13 protein-coding genes are annotated in these 16455 nt (G+C 74.0%); 6 read left to right on the forward strand and 7 right to left on the reverse strand.

The genetic code is table 11. The annotated features are described in order from the left end of the window. The first annotated feature begins 500 nt into the window (after positions 1-500). From AB0K51_RS26605 to AB0K51_RS26615, 3 genes are read left to right on the forward strand one after another with little or no spacing between them, the layout of a single operon-like run. Positions 501-1115 carry a cysteine dioxygenase family protein gene (locus tag AB0K51_RS26605; protein WP_363459672.1) on the forward strand — a complete coding sequence of 205 codons (615 nt, stop codon included), beginning with the start codon at positions 501-503 and terminating at the stop codon, positions 1113-1115. 18 nt (positions 1116-1133) lie between these two features. Further along, positions 1134-2105: a 2-phospho-L-lactate transferase gene (gene cofD / locus AB0K51_RS26610; protein ID WP_363459673.1), complete on the forward strand. Its 972-nt coding sequence runs from the start codon at positions 1134-1136 to the stop codon at positions 2103-2105. Continuing rightward, positions 2102-3400 (forward strand): coenzyme F420-0:L-glutamate ligase, encoded by a 1299-nt coding sequence (locus tag AB0K51_RS26615; RefSeq protein WP_363459674.1) that lies wholly within the window; start codon positions 2102-2104, stop codon positions 3398-3400. Before cofD ends, AB0K51_RS26615 begins: the two co-directional genes overlap by 4 nt. A gap of 185 nt (positions 3401-3585) precedes the next feature. On the opposite strand, the gene AB0K51_RS26620 is transcribed toward AB0K51_RS26615, so the two are convergent. Then, positions 3586-4509 carry a DNA-3-methyladenine glycosylase 2 family protein gene (locus tag AB0K51_RS26620; RefSeq protein ID WP_363459675.1) on the reverse strand — a complete coding sequence of 308 codons (924 nt, stop codon included), beginning with the start codon at positions 4507-4509 and terminating at the stop codon, positions 3586-3588. Between the two features lie 116 nt (positions 4510-4625). On the opposite strand from AB0K51_RS26620, the gene AB0K51_RS26625 reads away from it, so the two are divergent. Both AB0K51_RS26625 and AB0K51_RS26630 read left to right on the forward strand, forming a co-directional pair. Then, a complete protein-coding gene (locus AB0K51_RS26625; RefSeq protein WP_363459676.1) occupies positions 4626-5420 on the forward strand; it encodes a TIGR03089 family protein in 795 nt (264 codons plus the stop codon). A 178-nt stretch (positions 5421-5598) separates the two neighbouring features. Next, complete coding sequence (locus AB0K51_RS26630) at positions 5599-7299, forward strand: LCP family protein (RefSeq protein WP_363459677.1); 1701 nt, start codon at positions 5599-5601, stop codon at positions 7297-7299. 16 nt (positions 7300-7315) lie between these two features. Here the strand turns inward: AB0K51_RS26630 and AB0K51_RS26635 are convergent, their stop codons facing one another. Both AB0K51_RS26635 and AB0K51_RS26640 read right to left on the reverse strand, forming a co-directional pair. Continuing rightward, positions 7316-7939, reverse strand: coding sequence for an acyltransferase (locus tag AB0K51_RS26635; RefSeq protein WP_363459678.1), 624 nt, complete (start codon positions 7937-7939; stop codon positions 7316-7318). A 65-nt stretch (positions 7940-8004) separates the two neighbouring features. Beyond that, positions 8005-9036 carry a glycosyltransferase family 2 protein gene (locus AB0K51_RS26640; RefSeq protein WP_363459679.1) on the reverse strand — a complete coding sequence of 344 codons (1032 nt, stop codon included), beginning with the start codon at positions 9034-9036 and terminating at the stop codon, positions 8005-8007. A 104-nt stretch (positions 9037-9140) separates the two neighbouring features. Here AB0K51_RS26640 and AB0K51_RS26645 point away from each other — a divergent pair, with 104 nt between their 5' ends. Next, the gene (locus tag AB0K51_RS26645; protein ID WP_363459680.1) at positions 9141-10646 is read left to right on the forward strand and encodes an LCP family protein; all 1506 of its coding nucleotides are present in this window, start codon (positions 9141-9143) and stop codon (positions 10644-10646) included. Between the two features lie 34 nt (positions 10647-10680). On the opposite strand, the gene AB0K51_RS26650 is transcribed toward AB0K51_RS26645, so the two are convergent. From AB0K51_RS26650 to AB0K51_RS26665, 4 genes are all read right to left on the reverse strand, one after another. Then, complete coding sequence (locus AB0K51_RS26650) at positions 10681-10815, reverse strand: hypothetical protein (protein ID WP_363459681.1); 135 nt, start codon at positions 10813-10815, stop codon at positions 10681-10683. Positions 10816-10821: 6 nt separating this feature from the next. After that, positions 10822-12738, reverse strand: coding sequence for a hypothetical protein (locus AB0K51_RS26655; RefSeq protein WP_363459682.1), 1917 nt, complete (start codon positions 12736-12738; stop codon positions 10822-10824). A 101-nt stretch (positions 12739-12839) separates the two neighbouring features. Continuing rightward, entirely contained in the window at positions 12840-15401 is a 2562-nt protein-coding gene (locus AB0K51_RS26660) for an FtsX-like permease family protein (protein WP_363459683.1), read from the reverse strand. Between the two features lie 17 nt (positions 15402-15418). Then, positions 15419-16204 carry an ABC transporter ATP-binding protein gene (locus AB0K51_RS26665; RefSeq protein ID WP_363459684.1) on the reverse strand — a complete coding sequence of 262 codons (786 nt, stop codon included), beginning with the start codon at positions 16202-16204 and terminating at the stop codon, positions 15419-15421. Positions 16205-16455 lie beyond the last annotated feature (251 nt).

Genomic DNA, 16455 nt, shown 5'->3' on the forward strand with positions numbered 1-16455 from the left:
GTCAAGCCGAGGTCTGGTATTGGGCCAAGGATTCACTCCCCGGAACCAAGCCACTACGAATAGTGTACATATCCGGACAACCCGGACATCCTGCCTGGTCCCTGACCTGCCGTCAGGCGGCGGCCTCATCGGGCCCGGCGATCTCACGGCCTGCCTTCCCGGCGATCTTCACATCGAAACATAGAGGGTGATTTATCACCCCATCCGGTGGTTCAGGCCAGGTCTGCCCCGATTGTCCTCACCTGCGCCTTGACACCGACGGCCCAGGTGCGGTCTGCTTGCCCGCATGTCACAGTTCGCCGCCCCGTCGCGCCGCCAGGCGCTCCTCGGTGCTGCCGCGAACTCCTCGTGTTGTCGCCGCTGTCTCCGCTGTATCTAGGCGCACGCGTCCCACCGCGCGCCGCCCCGGAACAGAGGCCGACCGCGCGACAGTCCCCCCTGATCGCTCTCGCGGAATCGGCTGATCCCAGCCCGAAGCCGAACCCGAGGACGACACCGCCGTGCGAATGCCCCGCCTCCGCAAGCGCAACCGCGACCGCAAGCTCCACCACTCCCCCGCGACCGACTCCGTCGCCGGCAACCCCGTGGCCGCCCGGCCCCGTTGGACCGACGGCCTGAGCGACGTCTCCATCGCCGGCGACCCGCTCGCCTTCCCGCACCTGGCCCGCACCGACCTGCCCGCGCACCCCACCACGGTGGCCGGCTACGCCCGGCTGGTCCGGGAGATCGCCGCCGACCGCGCCCGCTGGGAGCCGCTGGTCCGCTACGACCCGCTGACCCGCTGGTACGCCCGGCTGGAGACCGGCCCCGGCTACGAGGTCTGGCTGCTCAGCTGGGTGCCCGGCCAGGGCAGCGGCCTCCACGACCACGGCCGGTCCTCCGGCGTGATGACGGTCCTTCAGGGCGAACTGACCGAACGCTCGCTGACCGCCGGCGGCGAGGGCTCGCGCGTGCTCGCCCCCGGCGGCCTTCGGGTGTTCTCTCCGGGCTACCTCCACGACATGGTCAACGCAGCACTGGAGCCCGCGGTTTCACTCCACCTGTACACGCCCGGTCTGGTCGAGATGAACCAGTACCCGGCCCCGACCGGGCGGCGGCAGCTCCAGGAGTCGTAGCGCTGGCAGGATGAGGCCATGCGAATGACGGCACTGGCAGGTGGAATCGGTGGGGCGCGGTTTCTGCGCGGCTTGCGGGCGGCGGTCGATCCCGGTGACGAGATCACCGTGGTGGGGAACACCGGCGACGACATCCACCTGTTCGGTTTGAAGGTCTGTCCGGACCTGGACACCGTGATGTACACCCTCGGCGGCGGGATCCACGAGGAGCAGGGCTGGGGCCGGGCGGACGAGACCTGGTCGGTCAAGGACGAGATGAAGGCGTACGGCGTCGGGCCCGAGTGGTTCGGGCTCGGCGACCGGGACTTCGCCACCCACATCGTCCGCAGCCAGATGCTCGCCGCCGGCTACCCGTTGAGCGCCGTCACCGAGGCGCTCTGCGTGCGCTGGCAGCCCGGGGTGCGGCTGCTGCCGATGAGCGACGACCGGGTGGAGACCCACGTCCGGATCACCGACGCCGACGGGCCGCGGGTGGTGCACTTCCAGGAGTACTGGGTGCGGCTGCACGCGGCGGTGCCCGCCGAGGCGATCATCCCGGTCGGCGCGGAGAGCGCCAAGCCCGCCCCCGGCGTGCTGGAGGCGATCGCCGAGGCCGACGTGGTCATCCTGCCGCCGTCCAACCCGGTGGTCTCGATCGGCACCATCCTCGCCGTGCCCGGCATCCGCGAGGCCCTCGCCGCCACCCCCGCCCCGGTGGTCGGCCTCTCCCCCATCGTCGGCGGCGCCCCGGTCCGCGGCATGGCCGACAAGGTGCTGGCTGCGGTCGGCGTGGAGACCAGCGCCCTCGCGGTCGCCCGCCACTACGGCGCCCGCACGGCCGGCGGCCTGCTGGACGGCTGGCTGGTCGACACCTCGGACGCCGGCGCCGTCGCCGAGGTGGAGGCCGCCGGCATCGCCTGCCGCGCCGTGCCGCTGCTGATGCGCGACGTCGACGCGAGCGCCGAGATGGCGCGCGCGGCACTCGAGTTGGCCGCGGCGGTGCGCAAGTGAGCACCGAGCTGACGGTCGTTCCGGTCGACGGGCTGCCGGAGGTCGAGCCCGGCGCGGACCTCGCGGAACTCCTCGCCAAGGCGGGCGAGTACCAGGACGGCGACATCCTGGTGGTCACCTCGAAGATCGTCAGCAAGGCCGAGGGCCGGGTGCTGCACGGCGTCGACCGGGACGCCGCGATCGACGCCGAGACGGTCCGGCTGGTGGCCCGCCGCGGCCGGGCCCGGATCGTGGAGAACCGCAACGGCCTGGTGATGGCCGCCGCCGGGGTCGACGCCTCCAACACCGCGCCGGGCACCCTGCTGCTACTGCCCGAGGACCCGGACGCCTCGGCCCGCCGACTCCGCGCCCGCCTGCAGGAGTTGACCGGCCGACGGCTCGCGGTCGTGATCAGCGACACCTTCGGGCGCCCCTGGCGCAACGGCCTCACCGACGTGGCGATCGGCGCCGCCGGCCTCCCCGTCCTGGACGACCACCGCGGCCGCACCGACAGCCACGGCAACGAACTGGTCCTCACCGTCACCGCCACCGCCGACGAACTCGCCGCCGCCGCCGACCTGGTGAAGGGCAAGGCCACCGGCGTCCCGGTCGCCGTGATCCGCGGCCTGCCGCACCTGGTCACCGCCGAGGACGGCGACGGCACCCGCCCGCTGATCCGGCCCGCCGCGGACGACATGTTCCGCCTCGGCACCTCCGAGGCCGTCCGCGAGGCGGTCACGCTGCGGCGCACCGTCCGCCACTTCACCGCCGAACCGGTGGACCCCGACGCCGTCCGCCGCGCGGTCGCCGCCGCCGTCACCGCCCCCGCCCCGCACCACACCACCCCCTGGCGGTTCGTCCACCTGGAGTCCCCCGACCTCCGCACCCGCCTGCTGGACGCCATGCTCGACGCCTGGCGGCGCGACCTGCGCGAACTCGACGGCTGGTCCGCGGAACGGATCGCCCGGCGCACCGCCCGCGGCGAGGTGCTGCGCGCCGCCCCCACCCTGGTCATCCCCTGCCTGGTGATGGACGGCTCGCACGCCTACCCCGACAGTCGGCGCGCCGGCGCGGAACGCGAGATGTTCACCGTCGCGATCGGCGCCGCCGTCCAGAACCTCCTGGTCACCCTCACCGGCGAGGGCTACGGCTCCGCATGGGTCTCCTCCACGATGTTCTGCCGCGACACCGTCCGCGACGTCCTCTCCCTCCCCCCGCACTGGGACCCCATGGGCGCCATCGCCATCGGCCGCCCGGCGGACGCCCCGAAGGAACGTCAGCCACGGGACCCGGATGACTTTCTGACGGTCCTGTAGTTGCACCACCAGGGGCCCGGGTCGCTGGCGAAGCCAGGGGCCCGGGGAACGGCGGGGGTGTGTGGCGGTCGGGGTTCCGGGGCGCTGCGAGGTCTGGGCGCATGGAGGTCTCCAAGGCCCCCAGCCGGACTGAGACCGCCAGGCACTCGCCTCGCCGTTCCCCGAGCCCCTGAAAAACAACCCCGTTACCGCCCCCGGTGGTCGTTCGGGGTGAGGCGGGGGCCGTACTTCGGGGGGCGGGCGCCCGTGAGGGGGAGGATGCGGCAGAGGCGGTGGCGGTGGGGGCGGTAGGGCTCCAGCAGCGTGAGCATCTGGGCGTCGTCGCTCCGGGGCCGTCCGGCGAGGGCCCAGCCGACGATGTTGGGGAGGTGGAAGTCGCCGACGGAGACCGCGTCGGCGTCACCGTTGGAGCGCTGCAGGGTCTCCGCGGCGGTCCAGACGCCGATGCCGGGGACGGCGGTGAGGCGGGCGAAGGCTTCGGCGGAGGGCATTGCGGAGGCTTCTTCGAGGCGCGCGGCCAGCCGCGTCGCGCGGACCACGGTGGCCGAGCGCTTGGGGTCGACACCGGCCTTGTGCCATTCCCAGCTGGGGATCAGGGACCACTCGCGGGCGCTCGGCGCCACTCGCATGCCGAGGTCCGCCGCGGGCCCGGGCGCGGGGGTGCCGTAGTCGCGGAGCAGGGTGCGCCAGGCGCGGTAGGCCTCGCCGGTGGTGACCTTCTGTTCGAGGATGGCGGGAACCAGCGACTCCATGACCAGGCCGGTGCGGGTCAACCGCAGTCCGGGGCAGGAGCGTTGGGCTTCGCGCAGCGGGCCGGGCGGCAGCACCAAGCCGGCCGGGTCGTCGTCCGCGCCGAGCAGCGCGGGGAGGCGGTCCAGCAGCCAGCCGGCGCCGGGGCCCCAGGCGGTGCCGGTGAGGGTGTCGGAGGAGGGGGTCAGGCGGAGGGTGCCGGGGCCGTCGGGGGTGCGGGAGGCGCGCCAGTAGGAGTGGTCGGGGGTGCGCCGGAACGCGGGGTCGCCGGTGCCGCGTTGCAGGGGGAAGAGGGTGCGGCCGAGGTCGAGCGGGTAGCCGGGGCGCCACTGCCGGGTTTCGGGGGCCTCTGCGGACATCGCGGCGTTCCTCGGGGCGCGGGTCGGGACCTTGCGAGCCTAACGCGCCGCGATGGCGCGGCAGGGCCGGGCACCCTCCCGTCGAGGTGGGGGCAGGCCTTAGGCTGGACCGCACCATGACTGCGACTGCGCCTTTCGCTGCCGACGCCCGCACGCCCGCCGAGCTGCTGCACGCCTACCTGCGCGCCGGGGCCGATGCCGATCCGTCCCGCCCTCTGGTGACCTTCTACGACGACTCGACCGGTGAACGGGTGGAGTTGTCGGCGAAGACCTTCGACAACTGGGTGGCGAAGACCGCCAACCTGTTGCAGGACGAGTTGAACGCCGCCCCGGAGGACCGGGCCGCACTGCTGCTGCCCGCGCACTGGCAGAGCGCCGTGTGGCTGGTGGCCTGCTGGTCGGTCGGCGTGGTGGCCGTACCGGGCGGTGACCCGGCCGACGCCGACCTGGTGGTGTCGGGTCCGGACGGACTCGCGGCGGCGCAGGAGTGCGCCGGGGAGCGGGTGGCGCTGGCGCTGCGCCCGCTGGGCGGGCGGTTCCCGCAGCGGCCGGACGGGTTCCTGGACTACGCGGCGGAGGTGCCGGGGCAGGGCGACCGGTTCGCCCCGTACTCGCCGGTGGACCCGCAGGCGGCGGCGCTGGAGACCGCGGTGGACGGCCTGGCACTGAAGCTGACGGGTGAGCAGGCGGTGGCGCTGGCCCGCGAGGGTGCGGCGCGGCTCGGCCTGGACAGCGGCAGCCGGGTGCTGTCGACGCTGTCGTACGACGACTGGGCGGGGCTGGAGGCGGGGCTGCTGGCGCCGCTGGCGGCGGGCGCCTCGGTGGTGCTGTGCCGGAACTCCGAGAAGTTGACGGATGATCAGTGGCAGCAGCGGATCGACTCCGAACGGGTGACTCTGCGTCTCGGCTGACTCCAGCGGCCCGCGGTGCCGGGTAGTGCTGGAGCGATGGAAGTGGGGAACGACGGCGGGTGCCGCTCGGTCCGGTGGACCGGGTGGGGCCCGCCGTTCCCGTTCCGGCCGGGGTCACACCGTGACGGGCATCACATCCCGCCCGGATCATGGCCCGGGCTCGTCTAGGGTGTCCGGGATGAACAGCGGACACCGGAACCGGGGCGACTCGGCGAACTCGATCCCGCCCGGAGTCGACCCCGCGGACCAGTGGGTGCGCGACCCGGAGACCGGCGAGTTCCGCCTCGACCTGACCGCGGGCGTGCCGAAGGCTGCCGAGCCGCAGCCGCGCGCGACGCGGGTCCGGGCCGCCGCGAACCCGGCCGGGGCCGGGGCCAGTGCGGTGGGCGGCCGGGCCGCCCGGCGGCGCGGGGCGAAGGGCGGGCGCGGCGGGAAGGCGAAGCGCGGCCGGCGGGCGCTGAAGTGGACCGCGGGCGCGACCGGCCTGGTGCTGGTGGCGGGCTGTGGCGGCGCGTTCTACGCGTACCAGCACTTCAACCGGAACATCGCCTCGGTGAAGGTCCAGATCGGCGACGAGGCGGAGCGCCCGAAGGCCGCCGGCGACGCGATGAACATCCTGGTGATCGGCACCGACAGCCGCGTCGGCCTGGGCCGGGAGTACGGCGACGAGGGCTCGACCGGCCACGCCGACACCACGCTGCTGTTCCACGTCTCGAAGGACCGCTCCAACGCGACGGTGATGTCGATCCCGCGCGACCTGATGGTGCCGATCCCGGAGTGCCAGACCGGCGACAAGAAGATCCCCGGCTCGGCGCGGGCGATGTTCAACACCAGCCTGGGGCAGGACGGCCGCGACCCGGGCTGCACCTGGAAGACCGTGGAGAAGCTGACCGGGATCCGGGTCGACCACTTCATGATGGTCAACTTCGAGGCGGTGAAGACGCTTTCGACCGCGGTCGGCGGTGTCGAGGTGTGCGCCGCGAAGGAGATCAACGACCCGGACTCGCACCTGAAGATGTCGGCGGGCCGGCACGTGGTGCAGGGCGAGGAGGCGCTGGCCTTCGTCCGCACCCGCCACGCGGTGGGCCTGGGCGGCGACCTGACGCGGATTCCGCTGCAGCAGCAGTTCATCAGCTCGATGATCCGCAAGATGAAGAGCAGTGACACCCTGACCAGCCCGACCAAGCTGTGGAACCTGGCGGACGCCGCCACCAAGTCGCTCACCATCGACGACGGGATCGGCGGGGTCAACGGGCTGAAGGACCTGGCGCTGGACCTGTCCCGGGTGAACACCAAGAACATCACCTTCACCACGGTGCCGGTGCTGGACGACCCGGCCGACAACAACCGGCTGATCCTCAAGCCGGGCGACGCCCAGCAGTTGTTCGGGATGATCGCCGCCGACCGCTCGCTCACCACGGTCGAGCAGCCGGCGGGCGCCGCGCCGAGCACCCCGGAGGCGGCGCCGTCCTCCTCCGCGCCGGCCGCACCGGTGCCGCAGGTGGACGCGAAGAGCGTGAAGGTCACCGTGCGCAACGGCAGCGGGGCGTCCGGGCAGGCCGGCAAGGCCGTCACCGCGCTGCAGGGCAAGGGCTTCGCGCTGGCCGCGACGGGCAGCAACGCCGATGCCGCGGCGGCCACGTCGGTCTCCTACCCGGCCGGGAAGGCGGACCAGGCGGCGGCGGTGGCCGCGGCCCTCGGGCTGCCCGCGACGGCGGTGCAGCAGAGCGCCAAGCTGGGTGCCAAGGACGGCCTGCTGGTGGTGCTGGGCGCCGACTACGCGAACGGGACCGCCGGGCAGCCCTCGGCCGTCCCGACCGAGGCCCCCAAGGACCTGCAGCGGGTGCAGGCCGACGACACCGCCGTCTGCGCCAAGTAGCCGGCGGTCCGGCCGCTCAGCCGAGTTCGGCGTCCGGGACGAGGCGGCCCGCGGTCTCGGTGTAGCGCTCGCCGGTGCGCGGGCAGCGCCAGGCGTCCGGGCCGGCCGGCTCCAGCGGTTCGCCCGCCCGGCCGACCCACTTGATCCGGCGCGCGGGCACCCCGGCGACCAGGGCGAAGTCCGGGACGTCCCGGTGCACCACCGCACCGGCCGCGACCAGCGCCCAGCGGCCCACCGTCACCCCGGCGACCAGCACCGCCCGGCCGCCGATCGAGCAGCCCTGACGGAGCGTCACCCCACGGGCGTGCCAGTCGTCGCCGCGCTTCAGTTTGCCGTCCGGGTCGACCGAGCGCGGGTACAGGTCGTTGGTGAGCACCGCCGCCGGGCCGACGAAGACGCCGTCCTCCAGCACCGCGGGCTCGTACACCAGCGCGTGGTTCTGCAGCTTGACGCGGTCGCCGATCCGCACCCCCGGGCCGACGTAGGCGCCGCGGCCGATGATGCACTCGGCGCCGATCTCGGCGTCCTCGCGGACCTGGGCGAGGTGCCAGACGGTGCTGCCGGAGCCGATCACCGCCCGCGGGTCGACGTCCGCGGTGGCCTCGATCCGGGCGGGCTGGGGCAGGGGGGCGCTGGTCATGGCCGGACCCTAGCGCGGGCGGACGGCCCCCGTCCGGTGTTCCGGGGACCGTCCCTGACGACCGCTCAGGCCGTGACGGGGTCGATCGGCGCCGGGGGCTTGCTGTCGATCACCCGGCGGGCCAGCCGGCGCGGGGAGGTGAGGAAGCCGAAGCCCCAGCTGAGGTGCATGGTGGCCAGTGCCACCGGCAGCAGCAGCCGGGCCCGCCCGGACAGGCCGCGGCCCTCGACCAGGCTGCCGCCGAAGATCGCCAGCAGGTAGGCGGAGGGCAGCAGCAGGAAGAGCGGGCTGAGCAGGCCGAGCAGCAGGCCGCCGAGCACGCCGCAGAACGCGGCCGGCGGGGCCAGGTAGCGCAGGTTGACCGAGCCGCGGTGGTAGCGGGTCACCACCCGGCGCCAGCGGCCGTAGTCCTTGTACTGCTTGGCCAGCGCGCGCAGGCTCGGGCGCGGCCGGTAGGTCACCCGCAGCTGCGGGGTGAACCAGACCAGGCCGCCGTTCTGCCGGATCCGGTAGTTCAGCTCCCAGTCCTGGGCGCGGATGAACTCCTCGTTGTAGCCGCCCTGTTCGGCCAGCACCTCGCGGCGGAACGCGCCCAGGTAGACGGTGTCGGCCGGGCCGGCCAGGCCGCCGGTGTGGAACGCCGCGTTGCCGACGCCGATCTTGGAGGTCATCGCGGCGGCCACCGCGCGCTCCCACTCGGTCTCGCCCTCGGCGTGCATGATGCCGCCGACGTTGGCCGCGCCCATCTCCTCCAGCAGCCGGACCGCGGTGGTGATGTAGCCCGGGGTGAGCAGGCCGTGCCCGTCCACCCGCACCACGATCGGGTGGCGGCTGGCCCGGATCGCCGCGTTCAACCCCGCCGGGGTGCGGCCCGTCGGGTTCGGGACGGTGCGCACCCGGGGGTCCTCGGCGACCAGTTCGGCGGCGATCCGGTCGGTCTCGTCGGTGGACGGACCGAGCGCGATCACCACCTCCAACTCGCCGCCGTACTCCTGTTCCAGGATTCGGCGGACGGCGGTGCGGAGGTGACGTTCCTCGTTGAGCACCGGCATGATCACGGAGACCGCCGGCAGCTCCTCAGCAGCCTTGGTGTTCATCGTGCCCGAGCGTACCGGCGCGGCCCGCCCCTTGTCAGACGGGGTCGGCACCCGTTCGGCGCGCCGACCGGGCGACCGCGGCCCGCCCGCCTACCATCCGGAAGATGCCCACCCAGCACCCGTCCGACCGCCTGTCCGCACCACCCCGGCCGCGGACGCCGGACCGGCGGGGTTCGCAGGCGAAGGGCCGCCGCTGGGGCCGGTGGGCGGCGGGCACCGTCTCGTTCTCCATCCTGGCCACCTCGTGCGCCGGCTGGGCGGTGCTGCACGGCGTCGGCTCCTCGATCGGCCGGGTCGACGCGATCGGCGGCGGTTCGGACCGCCCGGCCGACGACGGTGCCACCACCTTCCTGGTGGTCGGAACGGACGACCGGGAGGGCATCCCCGAGGCCACCCTCAAGGACGTGCTGCACGCCGGCGGGGAGTCCTGCCACTGCACCGACACCATGATGATCGTCCAGCTCTCCGCCGACCGCGGCCGGGCCACCGTGGTCTCCATCCCCCGCGACTCCTACGTCGACATCCCCGCGCACCAGGACCAGGCCACCGGCAGGCAGGTCCCGGCGGCCAAGGGGAAGATCAACGCCGCCTACGGGATGGGCGGGGCGCCGCTCGCCGTGCGCACCGTCGAGCAGAACACCGGCCTGCGGATCGACCACTACGTCCAGGTGAACTTCCTCGCCTTCGTCTCCACCGTGGACGCGCTCGGCGGCGTCTCGGTCTGCACTCCCAAGCCGCTCAAGGACGACTACTCGGGCCTCGACCTGCCCGCCGGCACCACCCGCCTCGACGGCGCGGGCGCCCTGCGCTACGTCCGGGCCCGGCACGTCGACGGCTCGGCGGACCTAGGCCGGATGCACCGCCAGCAGAAGTTCATCGCCCAGCTGCTGCACCAGGCCGGCTCCGGCGACACCCTGCTCAACCCGGCCAAGCTCACCGGCGTGCTGGACACCGTGCTCCGCTCGGTCAAGGTCGACAAGGACCTGGGCAACGCCGAACTCCTCGACTTCGCCACCCGGTTGAAGGACCTCTCGGCGGCCAACGCGGACTTCACGACGGTCCCGCTCGCCGACCTGGACCACCAGGTGCCGGGGTGGGGGTCGACGGTGCGGTGGGACGAGAAGGGCGCCAAGGCGCTGTTCGACGCGGTGCGGGGCGGGCGACCGCTCACGGCGGCCGCTCCTTCCCCGGCCGTCACGGCCGCCGCGGTTGCCGGAACGATTCCTCCGGGGGAGGTCCGGGTCCAGGTGCTGAACGGCGCGGGCGTCCAGGGGCTCGGCTTCCGGGTCGACGCCGACCTCCGCAAGGCCGGCTTCGCCACCACCGGCACCCCGTCCAACGCCCCCGGCGGCGGGGCGGCCGCCGCGCGGACCGTGATCCGGTACGACCCGCGGTGGGACGAGTCCGCGAAGACGCTGGCCGCGGCGCTTCCCGATGCCGAGCTGGTGGCCGCGCCGAACCTGGGCGCCACGTTCCAGGTCGTCGCGGGCACCGGCTACCACGGCCTCGCCGGCAGCAGCCCCTCCCCCGCCAGGCCCGCACCCGCGACGGCCGCCCCCGCCCCAGCGGTCACCGCGGAGACCGGCACCGAGATCACCTGTCCGTCCTGAGGGGCACGACCCCGAGGCGCCTGCCGCGGCCGTCCTACCCGCCGATGGCGTACCTCCCCACCACGAAAGCCACGTAGCCCGCCAGCGCCAGCCGGTTGAGCAGCAAGGTCCCGCCCACGGCGTCGGCACCGAGCAGGATGCGGCGGCGGCATTCGAGGCTCCCGTTCATCCGCATTCACCCGCCGAAGGCGTACCTCCCCACCACAAAGGCCAGGTAGCCCACCAACGCCAGCCGGTTGAGCAGCAAGGTCCCACCGATGGCGTCGGCACCGAGCAGGGTGCGGGGGCGGCGTTCGGGGCGGTGGGTGAGGAGGGTGATGGTGCGGGCGGCGGCTGCGGGGCTGTAGGGGCCGCCGAGGTGGCTGTGGAGGGCTTGGCCGGGCCATGCGGTGAAGCCGAGTTGGCGGCTGTCGGTGGTCTGCAGGGTGAAGCGTCCGCGGTGGACGGCGGCGGCGGTGAGGTGCTGCCAGGGGATGCGGTGGACGGTGAGCGCCCCGGCCAGGGCGATGCCGTCGCGGTCGACGGCGAGCTGCCAGCCGAACGCGCCGGTGGCGGCGACCACCAGGGGGGACAGCAGCAGCGGCTTCACCAGGCCGTCCAGCAGCCCGTCCGTGCCCAGCAGGGTGACCGCCGCACCGAGCAGCAGCGCGGCCAGCGGTCCCGCCGGCCGGCGCAGCGCCGCGGGCATGCCGTGGACCTGGGTCGGTTCGGGCGGCCCGTCCGTCTCGGGGTCCTGCTCCAGCATCCGGGCGGCGAGCGCGGGGACGGCGAGGTGCTCCTCGCGGTAGCGGCGCTTGCGGTGGCGCAGCCGGGAGGTGGCGGGGTAGTCGACGGAGAGTCCGGCGTGCCAGGCGGCGTACGGCTCCGGCGGGGCGTAGACGAGGAGTTGGCGGTGTCCGGCGTCGGGGCCGTGGTAGAGCAGGGCGTCGACCGGGCGGTCGGCGAGGGCGAGGGCGTGGGCGGCTTCGGCGGGGGTGCGGGCGTCGGGTTCCTCGCCGGGCTGCGGGCCGGGGAGCCACTCGGCGGGGCCGTCCTCGTCCTCGGGGGCGAAGTGGGCGGTGCCGCGGGCGGGCAGCCGCCACAGGCCGGGTTCGCGGTCTCCGCCGTCGACGGGGTGGACCATCAGGTGGCCGCCGCCGTCGGGGCGGACCCGGACGCGCAGTGCGGGGGCGCGGTCGGCGGGGGCGCGGCGGGAGCGGTCGGTGCGGTGGGCGGAGCCGAGCAGCAGGGCGGCGGCCGCGCCGCCGGCGCCGGCGGCGAGCCACCAGGGGGTGGGGTCGTACGGGTCGCCGGCCACCCGGGTCCAGCCGGTGTCGTCGGCGAGCAGGGCGATCCGATCGCCGACGGCCGGGGTCCAGTCCCACCAGATGTCCACGGTGGTGGTGAACCGCTGTCCGCCGCTGGGGAGTTGGTAGTCGACGGTGGCGCTGAGCCCGTCGTCGTGGACGGCCCGGACGGTGGCTCGGACCTCGTCGGCGGTGGCGGAGCGGGTGTCGCTGTCGTGCATCCGGTACAGGCCGGTGCCGAGGGCGAGGACGGCGAGCAGGCCGAGCACGGCGGCGAGGGTGCGCCGGGCGGTCGGGCGGCCGGCCGGGCCGAGCGGGGCTTCCTGGTCGAGCAGGGTCCACGGGTAGGGCACCGGCGGGCCCATCAGCGCGGCGAGCTGGGTGCGGGCGCGGCGGCGGCCGGCGGCGACCCGGTGCAGTGCGGCCGCGACCGCCAGGTGCGCGCCGGTGACGGCGAGGCGGACGGCGGTGCCGGGCAGCGCGTCGGGCAGGAACCACAGCAGCAGGCCGACCACGGCGGGGACCAGCGCGCTGCCGCGTGGCCGGGCCAGCAGCACCAGCGCCTCGACCAGCACCAGCGCCACGGCGACCGTCTCGCCGAGCGACACCGCGCAGGCGTCCAGCACGTCGCAGCTGCGCGGCAGCGGGTCGTCGGCCGCCGCCGCGAGCACGAACGTTCCGCCAGGCAGCAGGGCCAGCCATCTGCTCTCCAGCCGCCGCCACACCCGGGCGGCCCGCCACTGGTCGGCGGCGGCCAGGGTGAGTCCGGGCGCGGCGGGCAGCGGTGGTGACGCCATGTCTGACATGCCCCGAATTCTCGCAGCCCGGCGGCGGGGGCCGTCGACGAACGGGCCCGCCCGGGGCCTTGGGGGCTCCGGGCGGGCTCGGTGGGCGGATTGACGGGGCGTCAGTCGGTGGCGATGGCCGCCAGGATGTTCATCCGGGCGGCGCGGAACGCCGGGATGAGGGCGGCGATCAGGCCGATGACCACGGAGCCGACCAGGATGGAGCCGATGGTGCCGGTGGGGATGGCCAGGTCGGTGAGGCCGAAGTCGGCGAGGACCGAGCGGGCGGTGATGCCCCAGGCCAGGCCGAGGGCGGTGCCGACGACGGCGCCGAACAGGGCGATGACCACCGATTCGAGCCGGACCACGCGGCGCAGCTGGCGACGGGAGAGGCCGATGGCGCGCAGCAGGCCGATCTCGCGGGTGCGCTCGACGACCGACAGGGCCAGGGTGTTGACCACGCCGAGGACGGCGACCACGATCGTCAGGCCGAGCAGGCCGTAGACCATGTACAGCAGCTGGTTGACGCTGGACTTGATCATGTCCTTGTAGCCGGCCTGGTCCTTGATGCTGAGCTGCGGGTAGGCCTCCAGGGACTTCTGCAGGTCGGCGAGGACGGCGGCCTTGTCGGAGCCGGCCGCGGCGGTGAGGTACAGCCCGGCGTCGGGCGGGAGTTGGCCGCCGAGGGCGGTGGAGAGGGTGCCGGTGCCGACGATCAGGGCGCCGTCGAACAGTCCGCCGGTCTTCCGGATGCTGGCGACCTTGAGCGGCTGGGTGCGGCCCTGGCCGTAGTCGGCGGTGATCCGGTCGCCGAGCGCGAGCTTGCGCTCCTCGGCGAACTTCTGGTCGATCGAGACGCCGCCGTCGGCCAGTGCGTCCTCCATCCGGCCGGCGGTGAGGACGACCCGGAAGTCGTGCGTGAAGCCGGGGTCGACGGCGGCCAGCGAGGTCAGCGTGCGCCCGCCGTCCGCGGTGGTGAGGGCGGCCGGGATGTTCCGCTGCTCGGTGATGTGGTCGATGCCCTTGGCGTGCTTGACCACGTCGACCGCAGCCGGGCTGAGGCCGGCCCGCTGGCCGTCGACCACGTAGTCGGCGCCGACGGTCTTGTCGATCTGCGCGGTGGCGGAGGTGACCATCGAGGAGGTGACCACCGAGGCGCCGACCACCACGGCGAGGCCGACCATCAGGGCGGCGGCGGTGGAGCCGGTGCGCCGCGGGTTGCGCATCACGTTCCGCTGGGCGAGCCGGCCGGCCGGGCCGAACAGCGCGGGCAGCAGGCCGCCGAGCAGGCGGATCAGGCCGGCGGCGAGCAGCGGGCCGAGGACCACCGCGCCGACCAGGGTGGTGAGCACGCCGAGGCCGATCAGCAGGCCGCCGGCGGAGGCGCTGCCGGCGGTGCCGGCCAGCACCAGGGCGGCGGCGCCGAGCCCGGTGATGAGGGTGCCGAGCACGGTGCGGATCCGGTTGGCCCGCGGCTCGGCCGGGGCGGCGTGGTCGAGCAGCGCGGCCATCGGCGTGATCTTGCCGGCCCGGCGGGCCGGGATGAAGGCGGCGAGCAGGGTGACCGGCACGCCGACCGCGTAGGAGACCACCGGGACCACCCAGTTGACCTCCAGCGCGGAGGCGTCCAGGTTCATGCCGGCGGCCTTCATCAGCTGGATCAGGGCGACCGCGAGGCCGAGGCCGGCGCCGATGCCGAGGGTGGAGCCGATGCCGCCGAGCAGCAGACCCTCCGTCAGCACCGAGCCGTTGACCTGGGCGCGGCTGCCGCCGATGGCGCGCAGCAGGCCGATCTCGCGGGTGCGCTGGGTGACCAGCATGGAGAAGGTGTTGAAGATCAGGAAGCCGCCGACGCCGGCCGAGAGCACCGCGAAGCCGAGCATCGCGTAGCTCATGAAGCCGAGGAAGGAGCCGACGTCCTTGTTGTTCTCGTCCTTCTGCTCGGCGGCGGTCTTGCCCTGGAAGCCGCTGCCGAGGTCGGCCAGTGCGGCGGTCTTCAGCTGCTCGTTGGTACGGCTGCCGTCACCGAACACCTCGACCGAGGTGAAGGCGGTGCTGCCGAGCAGGACGCGCTGGGCGGTGGGGGTGTCCAGGAAGGCCAGCGCCGCGCCGGGGTTGGTGGTGCGGAAGGTGGCGATGCCGGAGATGGTGAAGTCGTAGTTGCCGGTCTCGGTGATGATGCGGAGCTTCTTGCCGAGGCCGAGGCCGGACTTCTTGGCGGTGTCGGCGTCCAGCACGATCTGGTCGGAGCCCTGCGGGACGTGCCCGGAGGTGATGTCGACCGAGGTGCGCGGGGTGTCGGTCCAGTTGCCGGTGAGGGTGGGGGCGCCGCTGGTGGGGCCGACCACCTTGTTGGTGGCCGGGTCGACCAGGGTGGCGCTGGAGGTCATCACCTGGCCGAGCGCGGCCTTGACGCCGGGCTCGGCGGCCAGCTTGTCCCGGGTCTCCACCGGGATGGTGGGGATCTGGTCGGAGCCGCGGTGGTCGGCCAGTTCGTCGGCGGCCTTCTGCACCGACAGGTCGGAGGCGGTGGCGGCGAACAGGCGGTCGAAGGTGCCGGTGGCGGTGTTGTAGAAGACCAGGGTGCCGGCCACGAAGGCGACCGAGAGCACCACGGCGAGCAGGGAGAGCACTAGGCGCCACTTGTGGGCGAAGAAGCTCCGCAGCGAGGTCTTGAGCAGCATCGGATTCCGCTCCCGTCTCAGCTGGTGCGCTTGCCGTCGAAGCGGCGCATGCGCTCGAGGACGGAGTCGGCGGTCGGGTTGTGCATCTCGTCGACGAGCGCGCCGTCGGCCAGGAAGAGCACCCGGTCCGCGTACCCGGCGGCGCCCGGGTCGTGCGTCACCATCACGATGGTCTGGCCGAGTTCGTCGACCGAGCGGCGCAGGAAGGTGAGCACCTCGGCGCCGGACCGGGAGTCGAGGTTTCCGGTGGGCTCGTCACCGAAGATGATCTCGGGGCGGGCGGCCAGCGCGCGGGCCACCGCGACGCGCTGCTGCTGGCCGCCGGAGAGCTGGGAGGGGCGGTGCTTGAGGCGGCCGGCCAGGCCGACGGTGTCGATCACCTGCTCCAGCCAGGCCTGGTCGGGCTTGCGGCCGGCGATGTCCATCGGCAGCGTGATGTTCTCCAGCGCCGACAGGGTGGGCAGCAGGTTGAAGGCCTGGAAGATGAAGCCGATCTTGTCGCGGCGCAACCGGGTGAGCTGCTTGTCGCGCAGCCCGGTGATCTCGGTGTCGCCGATCCAGATCCGCCCCTCGGTGACGGTGTCGAGGCCGGCCAGACAGTGCATCAGGGTCGACTTGCCGGAGCCTGAAGGACCCATGATCGCGGTGAACCGGCCGCGCTCGATGTCCACGCTCACCGCGTCCAGGGCGGTGACCCTGGTCTCCCCCGCGCCGTACGCCTTGGTCACCAGTCGGGCCCGGGCGGCCGCGTCGGCCTGCCCGGTGATGTGTGAAGTGTGCGCGGCGCTCGCTGCCGTGGTCACTGGATTCTCCTCGTGATGGTGTCCACCCGTCGCCCCCAAGCCTTCCGGGCGCTCCCCCCGTGGCGGAATCCAGCAGGCATCCGTCTTCGGGGTGGTGCCAGCACCACCATCACGGGTGGGGCTGAGGGGATGGCTCCACGCTAGGGGCCCTCGCGCGCGCGGTCGTCCTCCACCGGTCGTAACCCGGTCACGGGGAAATGCTCCGGGGTCCGGGCCCTCCCCCCCTAGGGGTCCGCGCGGGCGGAGTGAGG

The sequence above is a fragment of the Kitasatospora sp. NPDC049285 genome (assembly GCF_040678815.1).
Classification (GTDB): domain Bacteria; phylum Actinomycetota; class Actinomycetes; order Streptomycetales; family Streptomycetaceae; genus Kitasatospora.